The 18,690-nt window shown below is 60.0% G+C and carries 21 protein-coding genes; 6 read left to right on the plus strand and 15 right to left on the minus strand.

Annotated features, from left to right (window positions below):
- Positions 1 to 42 precede the first annotated feature (42 nt).
- From EOA29_RS06225 to EOA29_RS06260, 8 genes are all read right to left on the minus strand, one after another.
- Positions 43 to 813, minus strand: coding sequence for a recombinase family protein (locus EOA29_RS06225; RefSeq protein WP_127220497.1), 771 nt, complete (start codon positions 811 to 813; stop codon positions 43 to 45).
- Between the two features lie 358 nt (positions 814 to 1,171).
- The gene (locus EOA29_RS06230; protein ID WP_210213120.1) at positions 1,172 to 1,966 is read right to left on the minus strand and encodes a methyltransferase domain-containing protein; all 795 of its coding nucleotides are present in this window, start codon (positions 1,964 to 1,966) and stop codon (positions 1,172 to 1,174) included.
- Positions 1,967 to 2,127: 161 nt separating this feature from the next.
- Positions 2,128 to 2,577: a VOC family protein gene (locus EOA29_RS06235; RefSeq protein WP_127220499.1), complete on the minus strand. Its 450-nt coding sequence runs from the start codon at positions 2,575 to 2,577 to the stop codon at positions 2,128 to 2,130.
- 151 nt (positions 2,578 to 2,728) lie between these two features.
- The gene (locus tag EOA29_RS06240; RefSeq protein ID WP_348628859.1) at positions 2,729 to 3,298 is read right to left on the minus strand and encodes a terminase small subunit; all 570 of its coding nucleotides are present in this window, start codon (positions 3,296 to 3,298) and stop codon (positions 2,729 to 2,731) included.
- 137 nt (positions 3,299 to 3,435) lie between these two features.
- The gene (locus EOA29_RS06245) at positions 3,436 to 3,864 is read right to left on the minus strand and encodes a hypothetical protein (RefSeq protein WP_127220503.1); all 429 of its coding nucleotides are present in this window, start codon (positions 3,862 to 3,864) and stop codon (positions 3,436 to 3,438) included.
- Positions 3,865 to 4,124: 260 nt separating this feature from the next.
- Positions 4,125 to 5,417: an AAA family ATPase gene (locus tag EOA29_RS06250; protein WP_127220505.1), complete on the minus strand. Its 1,293-nt coding sequence runs from the start codon at positions 5,415 to 5,417 to the stop codon at positions 4,125 to 4,127.
- On the minus strand, positions 5,417 to 6,298 hold the full coding sequence (locus EOA29_RS06255; RefSeq protein ID WP_189478835.1) for a toprim domain-containing protein: 882 nt from the start codon (positions 6,296 to 6,298) through the stop codon (positions 5,417 to 5,419). Before EOA29_RS06255 ends, EOA29_RS06250 begins: the two co-directional genes overlap by 1 nt.
- 253 nt (positions 6,299 to 6,551) lie before the next feature.
- The gene (locus EOA29_RS06260) at positions 6,552 to 7,091 is read right to left on the minus strand and encodes a hypothetical protein (protein WP_127220509.1); all 540 of its coding nucleotides are present in this window, start codon (positions 7,089 to 7,091) and stop codon (positions 6,552 to 6,554) included.
- Positions 7,092 to 7,118: 27 nt separating this feature from the next.
- Here EOA29_RS06260 and EOA29_RS06265 point away from each other — a divergent pair, with 27 nt between their 5' ends.
- On the plus strand, positions 7,119 to 7,379 hold the full coding sequence (locus EOA29_RS06265; protein ID WP_127220511.1) for a hypothetical protein: 261 nt from the start codon (positions 7,119 to 7,121) through the stop codon (positions 7,377 to 7,379).
- Between the two features lie 60 nt (positions 7,380 to 7,439).
- Here the strand turns inward: EOA29_RS06265 and EOA29_RS42850 are convergent, their stop codons facing one another.
- On the minus strand, positions 7,440 to 7,652 hold the full coding sequence (locus EOA29_RS42850) for a DNA-binding protein (RefSeq protein ID WP_245468424.1): 213 nt from the start codon (positions 7,650 to 7,652) through the stop codon (positions 7,440 to 7,442).
- A gap of 145 nt (positions 7,653 to 7,797) precedes the next feature.
- Between EOA29_RS42850 and EOA29_RS06275 the strand changes: the two genes are divergently transcribed.
- A complete protein-coding gene (locus tag EOA29_RS06275; RefSeq protein WP_127220515.1) occupies positions 7,798 to 8,238 on the plus strand; it encodes a hypothetical protein in 441 nt (146 codons plus the stop codon).
- A complete protein-coding gene (locus EOA29_RS06280; RefSeq protein WP_127220517.1) occupies positions 8,225 to 9,460 on the plus strand; it encodes a site-specific integrase in 1,236 nt (411 codons plus the stop codon). Before EOA29_RS06275 ends, EOA29_RS06280 begins: the two co-directional genes overlap by 14 nt.
- A 345-nt stretch (positions 9,461 to 9,805) precedes the next feature.
- Here the strand turns inward: EOA29_RS06280 and EOA29_RS06285 are convergent, their stop codons facing one another.
- Genes EOA29_RS06285 through EOA29_RS06300 form a run of 4 tightly spaced genes read right to left on the minus strand, consistent with a single transcriptional unit; the run spans position 9,806 to position 12,900 of the window.
- On the minus strand, positions 9,806 to 10,555 hold the full coding sequence (locus tag EOA29_RS06285; protein WP_126092283.1) for an amino acid ABC transporter ATP-binding protein: 750 nt from the start codon (positions 10,553 to 10,555) through the stop codon (positions 9,806 to 9,808).
- A 9-nt stretch (positions 10,556 to 10,564) separates the two neighbouring features.
- A complete protein-coding gene (locus EOA29_RS06290; protein WP_126092282.1) occupies positions 10,565 to 11,251 on the minus strand; it encodes an amino acid ABC transporter permease in 687 nt (228 codons plus the stop codon).
- Positions 11,251 to 12,006: an amino acid ABC transporter permease gene (locus tag EOA29_RS06295; protein ID WP_127220519.1), complete on the minus strand. Its 756-nt coding sequence runs from the start codon at positions 12,004 to 12,006 to the stop codon at positions 11,251 to 11,253. The genes EOA29_RS06290 and EOA29_RS06295 overlap by 1 nt, the downstream gene beginning before the upstream one ends.
- Before the next feature lie 57 nt (positions 12,007 to 12,063).
- Positions 12,064 to 12,900, minus strand: a complete 837-nt coding sequence (locus EOA29_RS06300; RefSeq protein ID WP_126092280.1) for a transporter substrate-binding domain-containing protein — start codon at positions 12,898 to 12,900, stop codon at positions 12,064 to 12,066.
- 182 nt (positions 12,901 to 13,082) lie between these two features.
- On the opposite strand from EOA29_RS06300, the gene EOA29_RS06305 reads away from it, so the two are divergent.
- Positions 13,083 to 14,084: a LysR family transcriptional regulator gene (locus EOA29_RS06305; RefSeq protein ID WP_126092279.1), complete on the plus strand. Its 1,002-nt coding sequence runs from the start codon at positions 13,083 to 13,085 to the stop codon at positions 14,082 to 14,084.
- On the opposite strand, the gene EOA29_RS06310 is transcribed toward EOA29_RS06305, so the two are convergent.
- Complete coding sequence (locus EOA29_RS06310) at positions 14,072 to 15,055, minus strand: asparaginase (protein ID WP_245464898.1); 984 nt, start codon at positions 15,053 to 15,055, stop codon at positions 14,072 to 14,074. The two genes, EOA29_RS06305 and EOA29_RS06310, sit on opposite strands and share 13 nt — an antisense overlap.
- 146 nt (positions 15,056 to 15,201) lie before the next feature.
- Between EOA29_RS06310 and EOA29_RS06315 the strand changes: the two genes are divergently transcribed.
- Positions 15,202 to 16,638, plus strand: coding sequence for an aspartate ammonia-lyase (locus EOA29_RS06315; protein WP_245464897.1), 1,437 nt, complete (start codon positions 15,202 to 15,204; stop codon positions 16,636 to 16,638).
- Between the two features lie 542 nt (positions 16,639 to 17,180).
- On the opposite strand, the gene EOA29_RS06320 is transcribed toward EOA29_RS06315, so the two are convergent.
- A complete protein-coding gene (locus EOA29_RS06320) occupies positions 17,181 to 18,251 on the minus strand; it encodes an NAD/NADP-dependent octopine/nopaline dehydrogenase family protein (protein WP_127220521.1) in 1,071 nt (356 codons plus the stop codon).
- A gap of 237 nt (positions 18,252 to 18,488) precedes the next feature.
- Between EOA29_RS06320 and EOA29_RS06325 the strand changes: the two genes are divergently transcribed.
- Positions 18,489 to 18,690: LysR family transcriptional regulator (locus tag EOA29_RS06325; RefSeq protein ID WP_145969630.1), on the plus strand; the 202-nt coding region annotated here is incomplete at its 3' end.

An 18,690-nucleotide genomic window follows, 5' to 3' on the forward strand; every position in this document is an offset into this window, starting at 1 on the left:
CTACCCGCCATCGGGAAAGCCCCCCGGGGAGCCCCCTTGGCTCTACCGCTGCCGCCTCAGCCGTCGCGCCCGGCGCATCGCGGTCATGATCTCATCGCCCTTGATCTCAGGCTCCTCCGGGTCAGCTTCAAGTGGCTCCGGCGCTGCAGAGACCCGCTTAAGAACGTCACTGACTTGCATAGCCGACCATGTCCCGCCGCGTGGGGTTCCGATACCACGCGAATTCAGCGCCTCGGCGATCTGCCGCAGCGAGGTAGCACCGCTCGCGCGAACTTGCTCGATGATGGGGGCAACATTGGCCGCAAAGGCATCTGCCCGGGCCGTACGGACCTCACGCGAGCGCGCAGCCGCTTCGGTGATCTTCGGACCGCCCAGCTTGACGCCGCGCGCCTTGGCCGCCGCCAGGGCCTGCCTTGTGCGCCCACTGATGAGCGCGCGCTCTTTCTCGGCAAGCGCCGCGTAGATGTGAAGCATGAACGGATCAGTATCGCGACCAAGCTCGGCCACGATGAAGGGCACGCGCTTTGCCATCAATCCGCTGATGAAGGCGACATCACGGCTAAGTCTGTCGAGCTTTGCGACGACGACCGGCGCACCGGCTTTCTTTGCGGTGGCGAGCGCGGCGGCAAGTTGCGGTCGCTTTTCGAGTGCGTCGGTGCCTTTGCCGGTTTCGACCTCGACGAACTCGCCGACGACGTCAAAGCCTTCGGCCTCGGCAAACCGAGCGACGACCTGCTGTTGGGCCACGATCCCGAGACCGGAGCGGCCTTGGCCGATTGTGCTGACGCGAAGGTAGGAAATTGCAGGCTTCATGAGCGTATCTCGTGTTACGTCATATTTATATACGCTCGTATGTAAAACTTACAACGGAATGCTACGACGGCGATGACATGGTCGAGCCTGACGGTGATGAGGGCGAACTGATGGCTGGGCTGCGACGAGCACGGGCGACCCGACCGAAACGCCCCTAAAATCGCCAAACCTGACGCCCGTATGGCAAAGGGCCGCTTCGGGTGGAACTTTGCCCTTCGTGTCGCTTACCGGATCGGCTTAATTGCGCCAGTTCCGGACATTGTCGTGGGCTGACGAAGGTCCCGATCCGGTCATCCGCGATCGAGCAGGCATCACTGTCGACAGCTAACGGGACATTGATTCGACCGAAAACCTGCGGTCACCTGACCGCAATCTTATCCGCCACAAAGAGGTAGCGATTGAGGCTGAAGAAGAACTTCCCCTGCTCGCCAAGTTCAGAAAACTCTGCAAGCCAAGCGTTTGCTTCCTCCTGGGATACTCCTCTGCGCCCGACGACAAAGGACGCCACAATAGCCAGCATACGCCTAGCATAGGTATTGTCATGGTACTCTGGATTGAACATCGGGACCACATCACGTTGTCGGATCGTGAACCCCGCATCGCGGAGCTGTCCCGTCAACGTCCGGGGTAGCCCCCCGTGCACAAAATGGTCGCCCCAAGCCGAAAGCACCCGCTCCATGCGCGCCTGATCGCTAGTGTAAACAACCAACGAATCGTAATCTGTATCCACAACAACAACGCGACCGCCGGGACGCGTTACTCGGTGAAGCTCGGCAAGCGCCGTCGAAATATCAGCGACATATTCGTAGACCTGAGTTGACACGGCGGCATCGAAAGCATCGTCCGGATGGGGCAGCTTGGTTGCGTCTGCTCGCTGGAATTCGGTCCACGGCTGATTGGCGCAACGTCTTCTGGACATGGCCAGCATGTCTTCACTGATGTCGATACCGCAAACACGGCCCACAGGCCCGACGGAAGCTGCCATGTCGTAAGCCAGGAGTCCGGGGCCGCTGCCGACGTCCAGAACCCGTTCGCCCTCCCTCAGCTGCAGTGCCTTCAGCACTAGGCACCGCTGTTCGACCACGTCGGGAGTCAAATAGAGCGCTTCGACCTTTCGGCTGGTGTCTTCGTCAAATTCCAGCCCGCCGCTCACTTCTGGTGTGCCTTCTCTCCATTACGCGCAAGCCGCTGCGCAAACCGCCATCTCAGATTATCACGTTCGCTTTTCGATGATGAGTCGTTTGAGAGCGACAATGACCGTCTTGGGTCATAGCTTCCGGCTCCCGAAGGACGTTCTCGCGGACAATGCTGCCGTCAGCATTTCGGTTGATTGCAAGGCTGCTCAAGTTCAAGAATATTGCCCTCTGGATCGCGCGCATAGGCAATTAGAAATGGCTTGTCCGCCGATCCAAAGTCTGTGATTTCGCCGACCTGCGCCCCGCCTGCTTCGATGATTGCCGACAGCACCGCGCTGATATCTTCTATCTGAAAGGAGAGGTGCCCGAAGCCAGGTTCATTCACCCTTGGCTGCTTTCGGTCATGCGTGACGTTGTGCTCATGTATCTCCAGGAATGGGGCGTCGCAATCGGGGAGCTTCAGCCAGATCGAGTATATCTCGGAATTCGGAAGACCGTTGCCTCGCGATACTTTCTCGCCTGACAACACCTTGGGTTCACGAAGGTACTCGCATTTGAACACCTTCACGTAGAAGGCTGCGAGTGTTTCAGCATCTCGGGCTACCAGGTTGATGTGAACAAGTTTCATGATGTTGGCGACCTCCGTAGCGGGTCGACCATAGCCGACTGGTGGAAATCAACGAAACTAGTCCGGTTTGGGCTCAATCGAGCCTTTCACCGCGACTGTTGCAGATGACCGCAGAGGGTCGGTAACGGTCTTCCGGACCTGTTTTTCGCCGCTAGCCCGGCCCAACGCCGGTCGGCTTGATCCGCCTTGCCGCCTTGGCCCGCCGGATCGCCTCGACGATCCCGATCTCTTCTGCCTCCTCGGCTCTTTCAGGTTCGGCGGCGAAATCGCCGTCGCCACGCTGCGGAACCAACACCTTCGGCGTAAACCGCTGTTGCCATTCCTCCAAGCTCATCTGCTCGACTTGGCCCGGCTCGCGCATAGGTTTGCGGATCACACTCTCAACCTCGGCCCGGTCGACAATCAGCCCGAGGAGCTTCGCCTTGCCTAGGGAGGCTGCGACAGCCGCTGCAAGCTGTTTGTGAGCCAGCGCCGCCCCCCGCGCTTCCTCCAACTCGGCTACGATACTTTCGACCGTCACATCGAGCCGCCGCACTTGCCGCGCCTGCAACTCGGCGATGCGTGCCTCAATCTTACCATTCCTGACCAATTTCGCGGCCCCGACTTCGGCGGCATTGCCGGTCGACCGATAGCCGGCCTCGACGTAGGCGGCCTTGCCGCTCAGGCCCTTGGCGAGACCTTGAGCGAACCGTTCATGGCGCTGGTTTCGAAGCATCGGCATAGCCAAGAATACCGCAATGCGACTGTAGCGTCACGGACCTAACGATCGGAGCCCGTCATGACGGGCTGCCTCGGTGGACCATGATCCCGTTCACCATGGTGGGCGGGCGGCAGCGATTGCCACCCGCAATTTTCCTGTCAGTGCGCCTTGTCGCCATCTTTTGCTGGTGGTTCCAGTGAAGGTTTCAACATTGCGCGTAGTTCGGCGAGGTCGTACGCGCTCTTCAGGATGAATGCTTTACCATCGGGTAGCCGTACCACCGGCACAGGACCGATGTACCCTACCTGCAAAACTTCCTGGTTCTCGTCGAGAACCACCTCAAGCTGCCGACCAAAATCGACGATCTCAAGGCCTAAGATCGTCACCTTGCGACGGGTGACGGTTTCCTCGGCAACGGCAATGACATGGTCACCAGCGTTCGGGAACGCTGCTAGTATCGCAGCCTCGTATTCTTCGCCGACATCAGAGTCGCCACCGAAGAGATCATCCTCAACGGGCGGGTGATCGCGGAAGAAATCGAGCATCGCCTGAAAACTGGATCTGTCACGCGGGTCAAGATCATTCATGGGACTTACCTCCGGTTTGCGGGTTGAAGTATCACGCTGGCAGTTGCGTTGAATTTTCGTCGTCGATTGGCCAACGGAAGCCTTAGGTGGTCCACGCGGCAGATGAAGCGTCCGGCCCCTTCCCGAACCCTTTGCTGTCCCGGGAAAACCGGGAAAGGTTCCTATATCCTCTTCCTTTCCCGCACCCTTCTCCCGACTCCAGCCTCTAGCGGGAAATACGGGAAAGAAGCTTAGATGAGGGAAGTTTCCCGGTCGGTTTTTCATGGCTCCTCCCCGGGTGCCTGGAAATTTTCCGGCTTTCCCGTTTCAGCGTGCCTTTCGGCGTGCCAGATGACGCCTTCGCCATCTGCGTTTTCGCCACGCATGAGAACCGCATCGAGGAGGCGGTTCAGCGCTTCATTGAAGCCGCGCCGCTTGTATTCCCGATTGTTGCCTGCCTTCCGCTCGATGAACTCCTCACGCAGCACTGCTTCCTTGACCGCTTTGACCTGCGGACCGTCCGGGCCGAACGGCCGGAACGGGAAACCGTGTTCGAAGAGCGCGTTGCGCATCATCCGCAAGATGAGCGCTTGGTTGCCTCCGAACTTGCGAGCCTTCTGGTCGGGTGTGGAACTGGGCTCGACGGTTTCGATCTCGTCGACGATGGCTGCCTCGACATCGCCGACCGAAATGCTGGTGCAGCGCAGGCGGCCGAGCTGTTTCCGGGGCGGGCCCGACCGGTTCTTGCCCACATGTACCTCGAACCAGCCGCCCTCGCCCTCGAGCAGGATCAATTCCGTCGCGACGACGGCCTCGAGCGTTTCACCTTTCGTCTGCTTCGGATTCTCCCGGTTGGTATGGTTGACCATGCAGATGACGACACGTTCGTCCTCAGCGAGCTTGCGCAGCCTGTTCAGCGCCGGGCTTGTGAATTTGTCCTCGAGGACCGATTGACCATCGAGGCCGGCCCTGAGTGTGTCGAAAGGTATGAACACCTCGCGGCCCGGAAACATCTCTCGGGCCTGTGTAATCGCTTCGCGAACGATGGCGGTGGCCCTGTCCGGTCTGGTCAGTGGTACGCCTTCCTCGGAAACGACGATCATGATGCTGTCCAGTTCAAGCGCCTCAAGGCGGTTGACGACATCGATCTCGTCCTCGGCGGCGATGTAGGCGACCACCGTCTGCTTCGTTTCCCTGCCCAGAAACGGCTCGCCAGCGTCGAGGCATTTCGCCAGTTCGACCATGAGGGCTGTCTTGGCTGCGCCTGGGCGGCCGTTGAGGGAGACAAGCGTGCCGACGCGGATCAGCCCCTTGACGAGGCTCGCGCCCGCGGCGCTGGCGGCATTCTCGGCCCTGTATTGCCGGTAGTTGAGCAGTCGTACCTTCGGCGGGCGGTCCCGTTCCTGCGCCTGTGCATGGCCACTGCGGTTCAACGGCTGTGTTGCGTCGGGCTCCGGCCGATAGCGCGTATTGCTGTCATAAGGATGCTTGTGCTCTCGCCGCATCCTGTCGATCTTATCCCGCAGGATCGCCTCGCCCTCTTCGCGCAGGATGTCGTTGGCATCGCGGGGCATCACGTCGCTTCCGTTCCGGGAATGCTCAATTCGGCATGAATGCCGCGTTGGATCAGCCGTTCGACCAAAGTCGTGGCGTGGCGACGACCGGCGACATCGTCATCCGTCAGCACGGTGACGCAATCGACGTGGCCGGGCACCTGATCCGCCAGCGCCGGCAGCCGCGAGGCCGAGCCTGCCGCCCACGCTCCAAGCCCGGTCGCCTGATGTGCGCTCAGCGCATCCTCGATGCCTTCGGCGACGGCCAGTCCAAGTAGGTCGTTCAGGGGCGCTAACACGATTGGCCAGCCCGCCGAGCGTCCAATCATGATCTTCGCTGGCTCCTCGGCCTTGCCGCTGCCGTCGGGCCGGAGGCGGGTCAGATGCACGCCCCGGACCTGCCTATCGGCAATCGCCAGACGGCCCAGCCCGGCCTCGCTGGCCATGCCGAACGCCGCGATCAGAGCCGGAGGGTGATCGTCGCGGGCTGGCAAGAACCCGAGCGTCGGCGGCAGCGAACTGGAGATCGAGCGCGCCTCCCGCAGGTAGCGTTCGGCCGGCGAGTCTCGGACAGGCTGGCGCATCGACCACAGCCACACGGCCTTCTGGAGCCGTTCTCTGGCGGTGTCGGCATCACGCGCGGCGATGGCTTCACGGGCGCGAAGCATCGCCTTCCGCTCGGCCTCGCCGATCTCGCGGCGTCCGCCGCCGTGGACAACGCCATGCTCGCCGCAACGGGCGCAGTGGAAGGTGATGAAGCCCGGTTCCGACCAGAGCCGGAGCACCGTGCGGTTGCGGTTATGTGGGTCCCGGCGGTCTGGGCCGCACAGTGGACAGGCGACATCTGCGACTACGCGGCCGTCGGCGAGCCCAGCGAGATCGGAATAGGTAAAGCCCGTCATTGCCGCCTCGCGGGTGTGAAGACGTGCAGCCCCTTCCCGTCGAGGACGTGAACAGGGCCGCCTAGCATAGTCGCGACATCGCTCATGAACTCCGCCCGAGCCGCCTCGTAGGCTGCGGAAAGGCGCCGCCGCTGACGGGCCGACAGTTGAACCGGAGGCCAAGGTTCCGCGATGCATTGCAGGCCTTCAGCCCCGTAGCTGAAGGTCACCTTGTGACCGTGCGGCAGGTGGAAGCTTCGCCGATAAACTTCGCTCATCGCTGCCATCCACGCGGATAGAAGTGGGGGCCTGCCCGGTGGCTTACGTCGAACCGAAGCCAGACGCTGTCTTGCGTTCCGGTATGCTTGCTGTCACGGAACCATTTCAGGCGTGGGAGGCAGACAATATGGCTGCAGTGGTTGACCAGCGCCGCCGAGCGCGCAGCGTGTGCCCAACGCGCCGGCGCCAGCGTCCACTGCGGCCTGATCGTCATCAGGTGCCGAATAAGGTTCGAAAAGACTGGGTGCGACCAAGGCAAGTTTGTAATGAGCATGTCGGCGTCGCCGACCTCCCTTTCGGAGAGCGTCAGCGCGTCTCGTTCGACAATGTCCTCCCGGCCCGGAGAAAGGTCGAAGGCGGCGACGCAGCGATGCCCCTGCGCGGAAAGGTGGTCGATCAATGCACCGTTGCCCGCAGTCGGATCGCAGAACAGCGTTTGTGGCTCCAGCCATCGCAGCAGCGACGGCACCGCGGTTGCCGGCGTGACATAGAAGTCGCGCGGAACGGAGGCGAATTTCCGGTTGAGCTGGCCCATCGCTCAGTCCCTCCATCCATTGCCGCCGTGGCTGGCCTTGCGCCGGCGCACCCCGATTTCGTCAACAGTCACGAGCTTCTCGGCGGCGAAGCTATCGAGATCGTGTTTGCGGAAATCGAGGAGTTCGCGATAGGTCTCGACCTGTTGCCGAATCCGGCATGGATGGTCTCGGCAGAAAGAACCTACGACGAGATCGTGCATCGTGACGGCACGGGCTGGCCGTCTCTGCACTGCTTGCAAAATGAAAGCAGGTTGGCTATGTCTGTGATCGATCTGGCCGCCCGCTAGATCACTTTTCTGAGCCGCCCGCAGCCCAAATGCGGGCGGTTCCGCATTGGAGGTCATGATTCATGCGACCCCCGTGTCCGATGCAGCTTCGCCCACGAGGGCCGCACGCAGCTTTCCGCGTTCCGCTACCCACTGGTCTCCGATCTTCTTTGCCGGAACCCTCCCGGACTCAAGCAGCCAGTATGTTTGGCGCGGGCTGCGATTGATCTCCAGTCCGATGGCCTTTGCGCCCCACACGAGGTCAATCGCCTGAGAGTTCACCCTTTCGGTCATGCCTGCTTCCTCCGTTTCAGCTCGTATTGCGGGGCCTCACTGTGACGATGTTATATCATGTGTCAGTATTCATTGACATTCAAGTGTCAATTGCATATGACAGGAGGATATGCGAACGTATGGTAAGATATCGGGGAGAATGAAAATGGCCGATGACAAAGCGAAGACGCAGCGCCGCGTCTATGTGCTGCCGGTCGAGCTGGTCGACCGGATTACCGCTTATCAGACCGATATGGGGCTACCGTCAGAGGTCGACGCCGCGCGGAAACTTCTGGACGACGCCTTGAACCGCCGCGACACCGCCCAGTCCATTACCCGTCGCTTCCAGGAGCGGCTGAAGGACACACGAGTACTCGCCGATGTCGCCAGGGATGTCCTTATCGGCCATCCGCTGCTTTCGACACTGAGCATGGGATCCAACCAGATCACCTTCACACTAACGACAGGCGATAAAGTCGTCGTGCGTGTTGACGGCACAGCCAGCATTGAGGATCGCGAACAGAGTGGGGTCCACTTGGACAAAGAAGGCAATGTTGAAAGGGACTTTAGTTTCCGCCCGGGGTTGATCCGCCATGTCGATCCGTAAGCGCAAATGGAAAACGGCCAAAGGCCTCGAAAAAGAGGCTTGGGTCGTCGACTATCTCGACACGAAAGGCGTTCGCCGGCTGAAGACCTTCGCGAAGAAGAAAGATGCCGACTGCTTCGCTGCGACCGCGAAGGTTGAGATCCGCGAGGGTTTACATGTTGCCGATAGCGACAGCGTGACCGTTTCGGCCGCCAGCGCCTTCTGGATCGCGACCGGCGAGGACGAGGGCCTCGAGCGCTCGTCTATCGATCAGCGGAAGCGCCATATCGAATTGCACATCAAGCCCTTCCTCGGGTCGACGCTGCTGTCTCAACTCACGGTGCCGGGCGTTCGCGAATTCCAGGACAAGCTTCGCAGGAACGGCAGATCTCAGGCCATGACGCGCAAGGTGCTCGGCTCTCTGGGCTCGCTGCTCTCGGATGCCCAAGAGCGCGGGCTCGCCACGCGCAATCCGGTGAAGGATATGCGCAGCCGGCGCCGCCGGGGTAAGGAGCGGCAAGCCGACAAGCGACAGAAAGGGAAACTCAAGGTCGGCGTCGACATTCCAACCCGCGAAGAGATCAGGGCGATTGTCGCCGCGGTTCGCGGCCGGTGGCGCCCGCTGCTGATCACGGCGATCTTCAGCGGCATGAGATCCTCAGAGCTTCGGGGCTTGCGCTGGTCGGACGTCGACCTGGACAAGGCCGAGATAGCCGTACGCCAGCGCGCTGATGACTATGGAGAGATCGGGCCGCCGAAGTCTGAATCCGGCGAGAGGACCATACCGGTACCGCCCATCGTGACCAACGTGCTCCGCGAGTGGAAGCTCGCCTGCCCCCGCCGTCGCATCCCGGGCGCCGAGGAGTCAGAAACCATCACCGAGCTACACTATGTGTTCCCGAACGGCAGCGGGAATATCGAGAGCCGATCGAACATAATCAAGCGCGGCTTTCTGCCCTCCCAAGTGGCGGCTGGAGTTACGGTTCCGACCGGAGAAAAGGACGACGAGGACCAACCGATCGTCGCGGCGAAATATGGCGGGTTGCACGCCCTGCGCCACTTCTATGCATCGTGGTCGATCAATCGCACACAGGACGGCGGCCTCGGTCTCCCGGCGAAAGTCGTCCAGGAGCGCTTAGGCCACAGCTCGATCACCATGACGATGGACACCTACGGGCACCTCTTCCCGCGCGGCGACGATGCGGACGAAATGGCGGCTGCGGAAAGATCGCTTCTGGGGTGAACGCGACATGGTTGCGACATAGGGCGAATTTCCGAAGCAAAATCAAAGGGCCGTACAGGCATCATAATCCTGGGGTCGGGGGTTCAAGTCCCTCCTCCGCTACCACGAACCTCCGCTACCACGAATCCGTTAAGCGTTTGAAATACTTATTAAAATCGAAATTTATGGTAGCGCTCTCGGGCAAAATTTCTCAATAATTTCAATGCGGCGCCGTCAGTTTGCTCAGCCGCAATTCAGGTGCCGGGAGACGGTCGCGATCGCGCCGGAAGCGGACGTTTGGCACCCGAGCGACGACCGCGCCGACATTGTCGATGAGGTCAAAGATGTGCTCAGTGGAAACAATGCCTACAGAACTTTGGAAAGGAATTCCTTGGTTCGCGGATCACTTGCACGTGCGAAGAAGTCGGCGGGCGGTGCATGCTCAACGATCACACCCTTGTCGGTAAAGTAGATATGGTCCGCCGCCTCGCGCGCGAAACCCATCTCGTGCGTCACGAGAATGCAGGTCATGCCATCCTCGGCGACTTTCCTGACAGCGGAAAGCACTTCCTTCACCATCTCCGGGTCCAAAGCCGCGGTGACTTCGTCGAAGAGGATAACTTCGGGCTCCATGCACAGCGCCCGCGCAATCGCAACACGTTGCTGCTGGCCGCCTGACAGCTCTCCAGGATAGGAGCTCGCTTTGTCTGGAAGGCGCATCTCGCCGAGGAGCTTGCGGGCGCGTTCTTCGACCTGAGGCCGAGGCTGCTTCAGCACCTGGATCGGCGCCATGGCGACATTCTCCAGCACCGTCTTGTGCGGGAACAGATTGTATTGCTGGAAGACCATGCCAACACGATGTCGAAGCTTGACCTTGTCGACTTTCGGATCGTTGACCTTGATCTCGCCGACCGTGATGACGCCTTCATTGATCGGCGTCAGCCCGTTGATCGTTCTCAGAATTGTCGATTTACCCGATCCGGACGGGCCAATGATGGCCACGACTTCGCCCTTTCGGATATCTATGTCGATGCCGCGGAGAACCTCGACGGCTCCGAAAGACTTGCGAACACCGCGAAGCGCAATCAAGGGCTGGGACGAGCTGGAGAAGTTCATATCGAAACCTCATTTCGTACGGAAGCGGCGCTCGAGCATCAGGGACAGGCGGTTGATCGGCCACGTGTAGATGAAAAACATCGCCAGCAGCGAAAGGTACATCGGTATCAGCATCCGCGAGTCCGACACCGCCTGAACTGCCGCCTGCGTCCTGCCCAAAGCCTCTTCCACGCCAACGATCACCGAGAGTGGGGTCGCGGTAAGGAGGAGCGCATAGAGGTTCATCCACGGTGGGATCATCCGAGTAATGCACTGCGGCAGAATGATACGAAACAGCGTTGCGCTACGCCTGTAGCCCAAGGCTTCGGCGGCCTCCCACTGACCACGCGGGACGGAGTTGACCGCCCCACGTACGATTTCCGAGAAATTTGCGGCCACGGGGAACGAGAACCCTATCGTGGCGCGTAGCCAGCTCGGCATAACTATCACGGAGCCGCCGATACTGACCTGATAGGGCATCAGGAAGATGCAGTAGAACAGCAGGACCAGCCACGGTGCGTTGCGGAACAATTGCGTGGCCAGCCGCGAGGGCCAGCCGACAATGCGCAGGCTCGACAGTTGTCCCAGCCCCAGGAACGTCCCAACGGTCGTGCCGATGGTGATGGCAAGGACGCTCATCAGGATGTTGAGGCCAAATCCTTTCAGGAGGAAGGGCATCCACTCCAGGAGGCGACCGAACAAGTTCAGGTCCCCCATCACCCGACTCCCAGACCAAATCCGGGCAAACGTGTCGCCGCCTCAACCCGGTTGATGATGAAGACGACGGCTCCGGTCAGCCCCAGGTAGATCAGCAGCATGACGTTCATCATCTCGATGGTGTTCAGCGAATCCGACCAGATCTGGTTGGACACGTAGAGGAGCTCAGCTACGCCGACCGCGTAGGCGACCGTCGTTGCCTTGGTCAGGTCGACTAAGTTGTTCGACAGCGAGGCGAAAGAGAATCGCAGCGCCAGTGGGACCGTGACGGAGATGAAGGCCTGCGTGCGACTGTAACCCAGCGCCAGGGCAGCTTCCTCGTAGGAATTGTGAACCGCGCCGACACCGGAGCGGAACGTTTCCACGTTGAACGCGCCGGAGTAGAGCGAAAGCGAGATAACCGCCCAACTGAAACTGCCAAGGAGCGGCACCGGCAGGCCGATCTCATTCTGTGACACGGGCATGATGCTGCCAATCGCGAAGTAGAAGAAATACATCTGCACAAGCAGCGGCGTGTTGCGGAAAAGCGCAACATAGGCACGTACGACCGCTGTAGCGGGTCCCTTACTTAGCGTGAGAACCGCGGCGCCTGCTGCGCCAATAATGATGGAGAAGAATCCGCTGAGCACGACCAACAAAAGCGTGTTGCCGAGACCCTTCACGAAGCGATCGAAGTCGAACGCATCGTAAAAGATGGTCAGGTTTATCCCGGAGTCCGCGAGATGACGAAAGAATGTCTGGATGTCGGCAATCATAAGCCCTGACCTCAGTTGGTCCGGCGCCGCGGCGCCGGACATGCCGTTATGCAAGGATCAGTCGATGTGGTCCTTCAAAGCGTCATGCATCCTGATCAAGAAGGCTGAGTTCTTGATGCCGTTCGCTTTTTCCAGATCGAGGAGTGTGCCGTCCCGATGCATCTCCGAGATCACACCCGCTACGAAGTAATAGAAGGGCGACGACTGATCCGCCTGCCGCACCGCCATGCCCCAAGGCGTGTCTGCCTGAATTGGCAGCGGCATCTGGTAACCTGCCCATTTCGGGTCACTCAGGCGAACGTTAATTTGGTTATCGTCCTCCAGCAGGCCGATGCAGCGCCCCTGGGTCATGGCGGCTTCGGTCTCCGCGGTGCCCGGGAAAGCGAGAACCTTGATGCCGAATTCCTCCTGGGCCGGCTTGTTGTACCAGGCGCCCTGGACGGCACAGACAGTCTGGCCGGAAATCTGGCTCCATTGGGTGGCCTTCACTGCAGCCGGCAGGAATACTGTATAGCCGGACGAATAGTAGTTCGGATGCACGAATGTGACGATCTTGCGCCGTTCAGCGGTATCCGAGGCCGATGCGATCATCAAATCGATCTGGCCCTGCGCGAGGAATTCGAAGCGATTGGCAGAATTGACCTTGACGAATTCGGTCTTCACGCCGAGGACCTTGGCAATCTTGTTACCGATATCGACTTCCATACCCTTGAAGCTGCCGTCCGCAGCCCGGTATGACCACGGTACATAGTCGTCCTTCGTGCCGATCTTCAGCACGCCGGCCGCTTTTACGCGGCAAAGTGTATCGGTGCCGCAGTCGAGCGTCTGGGCGTAAGCTACTGATCCGGTGAATGCGATGCCGGCTGCAAGCGCCAGTGCCTTCAGGTTAATCATTTCAATTCCCTCTGATGGAGTTCAGTCCTCAAGAACCAACCTGTGCCCGTTTTTTTCTTTGGACTTCTGTTTGCGCAGCGCAGGTACTCAGTACGCAGCAAGCCTGTTGAATGTCCTGTCTTGCGGCAATGGCAAATCACTATTAGTAGTGAGATTACTGGAAACCATTATCCTGACTGCACATGCTGCTCCCCGACTTGCATGCTCTGGAAATCGCCGCGACCGTCATTGAGGAAGGCAGCATGAGCGCCGCAGCGGCTCAGCTTGGCCTGACGCAATCCGCGGTGTCGCAAGCGGTGAAGCGCGCCGAGGCACAGATCGATGTGCCGCTCGTGCATAGAGACCGCCGACCTCTGGTACCGACTGAGGCAGGCCGAGTTCTCGTTGCCCATATCCGGGAAATCGCCCTCAGGGCCGAGCGAGCGGTCGAGGAGGTCAGAGCGACGGCATCGCGCCCCGAGCGCCAGGATCTGCGTCTCGGCATGGTGGATACGTTTGCGTCGGCGGTTGGGCCGGTCCTGATCCGCGACCTTATGGAAGGGTCTATCGCCTTGCGCGTGACCGCCTTCTCAGGGCTGGCCCACGCCCATACCGATGCGCTGATGCGGCATGAGATTGACGCGGCGATCAGCTCAGACCCCATGGGAGAACTCGACGGGCTGATGCGGTTCCCGCTCTTTCGCGAGCCTTTCGTGCTGGTCTGTCCCGCCGCTTGGGGGGATATGCTGCGCAACCGGCCATTGCGGGACGTTTTGTTCGAGCATCGCCTAATCCGCTACAGTGCCCGCTCCCATATGGGCGCACAGGTTGAGCGGCACCTGCGGAGGCTACGCATTGAGCACCCGCAGGTGCTCGCCTTCGATACGTCGGACTCGCTGCTGGCCATGGTAGTCGGAGGTATGGGAGTGGCAATCATGACACCTCTCTGCCTCCTCCAGGGCGCAGTGCACTTCCCGGCGCTTGCCGTGCTACCCCTGCCCAGCCCTGGCTTTTCAAGGGAACTGACACTCATCACACGGCGCGGTGAGTTCGACACGCTCGGGCCGCGTATCGCCGAGGCCGCACGCGATATGCTGCGGCGTTACACACTGCCCCAGATCATCGGCCAGATATCGTGGCTTGAAGAGATGTCAAAAGACATGGTCTGGTCCCCGGCTTCGCCGGATGCAGCTCAAATCGACTGAAAAACCTGCGCAATTTTCTGCGGGGTGTCTTCTCGCGCAAGACAAAGGGCGAGAAGGATACGAGCCTTCTGTGGATTGAGATCGTTGCCAGCGATAATGCCCATGGCCTTGTGCCGGGCGCTGTCAACAACCTGGCCTGCTCCCGCGCGCGACGACTGCACGACGACAACCCCAGCCGCTATCGCGTCGGCCAGGGCAGCGGTCTCGGCCGGCGATCCTATTCCGGGACCGAAGCCAGCGGACACGATGCCTCTCGCGCCAGCCTCGACAAATGCCCTGATCGCGCAACCGTCGGCGCCGACGTAACTGTAAGCGATGTCGACGCGCGGCAGCCGACGCAGCAAATCTTGTGGGAAACCAGCCGCTTTTGGCCGAGGTTGCCTTGCCAAGCTGACTCGCGATCCGTCGATGGTGCCTATTGGTCCAAGCCAGGGCGATTGGAAGGCGTTCAGACGCAGCGTGTGGTTCTTCGTGACAGCACGCGGCGAATGGACTTCGTCATTCAGAACGACGAAAACGTTGCCTCCGTCCTCGTGCTTCGCAGTTGCGACGCGGACAGCGGCCGCCAGATTCGCGCCCGCATCCGAAGATATGCCCGTGAGCGGCCGCATGGACCCGGTGACGACCACTGGGACCTTGACCTCCAGAACCAGCGACAAGACCCATGCTGTTTCTTCGAGGCTGGCCGTTCCGTGGCCGATCACTATCCCATCGAATGTTGAGTCACGGGATAGCTGTCGGCACAGGCTGGCCAGGTCGGCCCAGTCAGCGGACGAAATCGCCGTACTGTCCATCCGCCGGAAATCGATAGGTACGATATCCGCAATTGTACCCAGCAGGCCGGACCGCTCCAGGAGTGTCCGTGCATCCACACGCTCATCTGAAGCATTGTAGTCCAACAGATCGAATGGGTCGCTCCCGATGGACGCGATGGTTCCCCCGGTTCCAATGAAAGCAATTCTGGGCAGCAAGCTGGGTCCTCGGCGCGTGTCGTTATCGCTTACCGGGCGTAGGACGAGCCCGCAACGACCTGCCACTACAATAAATTCAAATTATGCTGTTCAGTGAAATCATTTAAGTCTCACGTCTTTGGTTTCAAACCGCAGACAGCTTTGCCATGCTGATGTCCATCATATTGCCGGATGGAACCCGCATGCCGCACACCCGTATCGATACCGACAGCCTTGGGTCCAGACAGTTGCCCGCAGGGGCACTCTATGGGGTTGCCACGCTCCGCGGTCAGGAGAACTTTGATATTTCATTCCGCAAACTTGGGGACGCGCCGGAGCTGATCGTCGCGCTTGCACGCGTCAAGCATGCGGCAGCAGCTGCCAATCGCGACATTGGCGTGCTGCCCGCCGAAATCGCCGATGCGATCATTGCGGCATCGGAGGAAATCGAGAATGGCCGTCATGTCGACCAGTTCGTCATCGATCTCCTGGAAGGGTCAGGCGGCACATCGATCAACATGAACGTGAACGAGGTGATTGCGAACCGCGCACTCCAGTTGTTGGGAGACGAGCCGGGCCAATATGACCGCATCCACCCGAACGACCATGTCAATACCGGCCAATCGACCAACGACGTCGTGCCAACAGCGGTGAAGCTGGCGGTCTACGACAAGTCACAATCGCTCATGGACGCCTTGTCGCATCTGGTGGCGGCGCTCGAGGATCGCGCACGGGCCTTCGACGACGTGCTGAGGATTGGTCGGACCTGCATGCAGGCGGCCCAACCGATGCGCCTGGGTCAAGCCTTCGGCGGCTACGCGGCGGCAATTCGCAGGCTCGTGCCGAAGTTGATGACTGCGCGTGACGAAATGCTGGTCCTGCCCCTCGGCGGAACAGCCATTGGCACCGGTCTCGGTTCGGCGCCCGGTTATCGTATCGCCGTATACCGGCACCTGCGCAAGATCGTCGGAGCCAACGTCCGCCCTGGCGAAAACATGTTCGACGCCATGCAGAGCGCTGATGGATTCGCGCGCGTCTCCTCCGAGATTCGCATCTGCGCCGAAGTCATCGGGAAGATCGCTTCGGACTTCGTCATCCTTTCATCGGGTCCGAACAGCGGCGTGGGAGAACTACATCTTCCTTCGGTCCAGCCTGGCTCCTCCATCATGCCCGGCAAAATCAACCCTGTCCTCCCCATGATGATGCAGCAGGTGGCTTTCGCAGTCGTGGGTAACGACGCCGCCGTGTCGCTGGCATCGCTGCAAGGACAACTCGAGATCAACCATTTTGAGCCCGTCATTGCCGCTCGCCTGTTTGACTCCATTGAATTGCTGGCGAAATCGACCCGGATCTTTGCCGACCGCTGCGTTGCCGGCATTGAGGCTGACCGCGAGCAATCGCTCAAAAACCTGATGCGATCGTCAGCTCTCGCGACGGTCTTTGTTCCGAAACTCGGATACGCCAAGGTCTCGAAGCTCGTATATGCCGCGGCCAACGAGCAGCGACCGTTCATCGAGCTTGCTATCGAAGAGGGTTTGCTGACGCGTGACGAGGTGCTCGACGCGTTGCGCGAAAGCACTGACTATCGCGAGGGCACGGCATAAGCCTCCAGTCGGTGGTACCGATGGCGCCGTTGCCAAGCGTGGTGAGCTAGCGCACAGGTCGTCCCGACATCTAGGCTGGACTGCCGAAGGACAGCTAGTTACTCGGTGCGTCAGGCAGTTCTCTATGACTGCTTTTGCGGCGCAAAGCAGCCATGCTCAGCTTCTGGCGTCAAACCTTCACTTCTAAGTACTCCTCGCGCCAACGGTTGTTCCGCTATGACGCGACACGGAATACGAACGGCACCGGTTCGGAATGTGGGAAACGCTTGAAACGGTCACCCGCTACCATCGATCCCCATGCAAAATCACCAAGCGCCACCACCGTTCCCCGGTCGCATTTAGGACGACATCATGTCGTCAACAGGATGCAGACGGTGGTTATCCCAGATCGCGTCATCAACGGCCATCGCCACACGATCGGAGTTCCAATGATGTGTATGGGCCGAAGGACTTTCCTACACCTGCCGGCGCCCGAAACTCTTCATCAAAGCGGACAGGCAAGGCCACGCCCTAACGTGGCTCAGCATTTCCGCTGCGGCTAGTTAGAATCCCTCACGCGAAAGATTAACGAGGCCCGCGTCTGACCACCCTTCAACCCCGAGAGCAGGAAGAATGTCATTGTCTGCCCTGAGGTCGCGACCATAAGCCGCCGACAATATTGAAACTCCAGACTCATGGAGCATGGCCGGTTTCCCGGTGATCTTCCCCAACAGTACGGTCGGCAGCAGCCCGAACGGAACATCCTCGAGAATGTAGCGGCTTTCGATGGTTGTCGGTCCAAAGCCACCGCGGCCCTGGCGGTCCATCTCCTGGTTCATTTCCGAAACGGTTCCCATCGGAACATGGAACGATAGTGAAAAATGCTCTTTGACGGTGCGAACCGCGATGCCGAAATGGGCTGCGATTGCCAACCGCTCTGCATCCAAAGCCTCGATAAGGCGGCCGACGGCCGGGGTGACATTCCCCCCCTGGCTCCATCGTTCGGCCTTTTCCATCCGTGTCAGATTAAGAAGGGCAATTCCCAGGTGGTTCTGTGGATTGAGGTTGCTGAGCGCGATCGCCAGCATCCCGTCGCGCTTGACGAAACGATCGCCGAACAAAGTCGTGCAAAGTTCGTACCCTTCATCTTGGGCTTTGAAAGGTAGCGTCGCGACGTCAAGCTTCTGGCGAATGGTAGTGACATGAACTTCGGTTGGTCCGAGTTGGCGGCCAGTCACCAGCGTTGTGCCCCAAACGACGATCGGCAACGAGGCCTTGCGTTCGGCCAACCGCTTGGAGAGATACAGCGCTGCGAATGAGCAATGCGAACTGATGATGACCGGAACTCCATCGATCAAATGGGGGACGGCGGCATCTATCACCATCTTGTGGCCGTAGGCCGGGAGCGCGATCACCACCACGTGCGCATTGGCGATGGCATCCTGGCAATCCTTGGCAATGCGCACCGGAACCGTCGCCTCTATATCCCCCGTCGCCTTCAACAACTCGCCAGCAGCCAACGCCCTGGTGCGCTGTCCCGACGGCGACCAGAGCGTTGGCAAATGCCCCGATCCTGCCAAATAAGCGGCAAGGCCATAAGCTATTGCTCCGGCGCCCAAAATACTCACGCGCATTAATATTCCTCCTGCTGCGGGCTTTATGGTTCGCCATTGCTGTCGATCAGCTTCAATTTTTCATTAGGTTCTTGCGCAAGTTGGAGCCGCATCTGCCCTCATCGGCCGCTTCCGATCGGGATTCTGGCTCTGAGCCGGCAAATGCGCAAAGCCGCAGCGAACATTCGTTTCTACTTGACATATATCAAAAACGAATGAGACGATGTCAATCATTCAGATTGCGCATGTAGGGAGAGCATGGAAACCCGAGACCTTCAGACCTTCCTTGCGGTTGCTGCCAGCGGCAGCATCACCAAGGCGGCTGACATGCTCGGTCGTTCCCAGCCTGCGGTGACACGCACCATTCAGGATCTCGAGGCCGAGCTTGGCTTCGAATTGCTGCATCGGATCGGTCGACGAGTGCAGCTGTCTGAAGAAGGAGTCGCCTTCGAGGAGGAAG

Source organism: Mesorhizobium sp. M1E.F.Ca.ET.063.01.1.1 (assembly GCF_003998155.1).
Classification (GTDB): Bacteria; Pseudomonadota; Alphaproteobacteria; order Rhizobiales; family Rhizobiaceae; genus Mesorhizobium.

What these genes read in the sequence shown, in the direction of transcription:
- EOA29_RS06225 (WP_127220497.1), bottom strand. Translation starts at nt 813, where the DNA reads ATGAAGCCTGCAATTTCCTACCTTCGCGTCAGCACAATCGGCCAAGGC.
- EOA29_RS06235 (WP_127220499.1), bottom strand. Translation starts at nt 2,577, where the DNA reads ATGAAACTTGTTCACATCAACCTGGTAGCCCGAGATGCTGAAACACTC.
- EOA29_RS06240 (WP_348628859.1), bottom strand. Translation starts at nt 3,298, where the DNA reads ATGCCGATGCTTCGAAACCAGCGCCATGAACGGTTCGCTCAAGGTCTC.
- EOA29_RS06245 (WP_127220503.1), bottom strand. Translation starts at nt 3,864, where the DNA reads ATGAATGATCTTGACCCGCGTGACAGATCCAGTTTTCAGGCGATGCTC.
- EOA29_RS06250 (WP_127220505.1), bottom strand. Translation starts at nt 5,417, where the DNA reads ATGCCCCGCGATGCCAACGACATCCTGCGCGAAGAGGGCGAGGCGATC.
- EOA29_RS06255 (WP_189478835.1), bottom strand. Translation starts at nt 6,298, where the DNA reads ATGACGGGCTTTACCTATTCCGATCTCGCTGGGCTCGCCGACGGCCGC.
- EOA29_RS06260 (WP_127220509.1), bottom strand. Translation starts at nt 7,091, where the DNA reads ATGGGCCAGCTCAACCGGAAATTCGCCTCCGTTCCGCGCGACTTCTAT.
- EOA29_RS42850 (WP_245468424.1), bottom strand. Translation starts at nt 7,652, where the DNA reads ATGACCGAAAGGGTGAACTCTCAGGCGATTGACCTCGTGTGGGGCGCA.
- EOA29_RS06275 (WP_127220515.1), top strand. Translation starts at nt 7,798, where the DNA reads ATGGCCGATGACAAAGCGAAGACGCAGCGCCGCGTCTATGTGCTGCCG.
- EOA29_RS06280 (WP_127220517.1), top strand. Translation starts at nt 8,225, where the DNA reads ATGTCGATCCGTAAGCGCAAATGGAAAACGGCCAAAGGCCTCGAAAAA.
- EOA29_RS06285 (WP_126092283.1), bottom strand. Translation starts at nt 10,555, where the DNA reads ATGAACTTCTCCAGCTCGTCCCAGCCCTTGATTGCGCTTCGCGGTGTT.
- EOA29_RS06290 (WP_126092282.1), bottom strand. Translation starts at nt 11,251, where the DNA reads ATGGGGGACCTGAACTTGTTCGGTCGCCTCCTGGAGTGGATGCCCTTC.
- EOA29_RS06295 (WP_127220519.1), bottom strand. Translation starts at nt 12,006, where the DNA reads ATGATTGCCGACATCCAGACATTCTTTCGTCATCTCGCGGACTCCGGG.
- EOA29_RS06300 (WP_126092280.1), bottom strand. Translation starts at nt 12,900, where the DNA reads ATGATTAACCTGAAGGCACTGGCGCTTGCAGCCGGCATCGCATTCACC.
- EOA29_RS06305 (WP_126092279.1), top strand. Translation starts at nt 13,083, where the DNA reads ATGCTGCTCCCCGACTTGCATGCTCTGGAAATCGCCGCGACCGTCATT.
- EOA29_RS06315 (WP_245464897.1), top strand. Translation starts at nt 15,202, where the DNA reads ATGCTGATGTCCATCATATTGCCGGATGGAACCCGCATGCCGCACACC.
- EOA29_RS06320 (WP_127220521.1), bottom strand. Translation starts at nt 18,251, where the DNA reads ATGCGCGTGAGTATTTTGGGCGCCGGAGCAATAGCTTATGGCCTTGCC.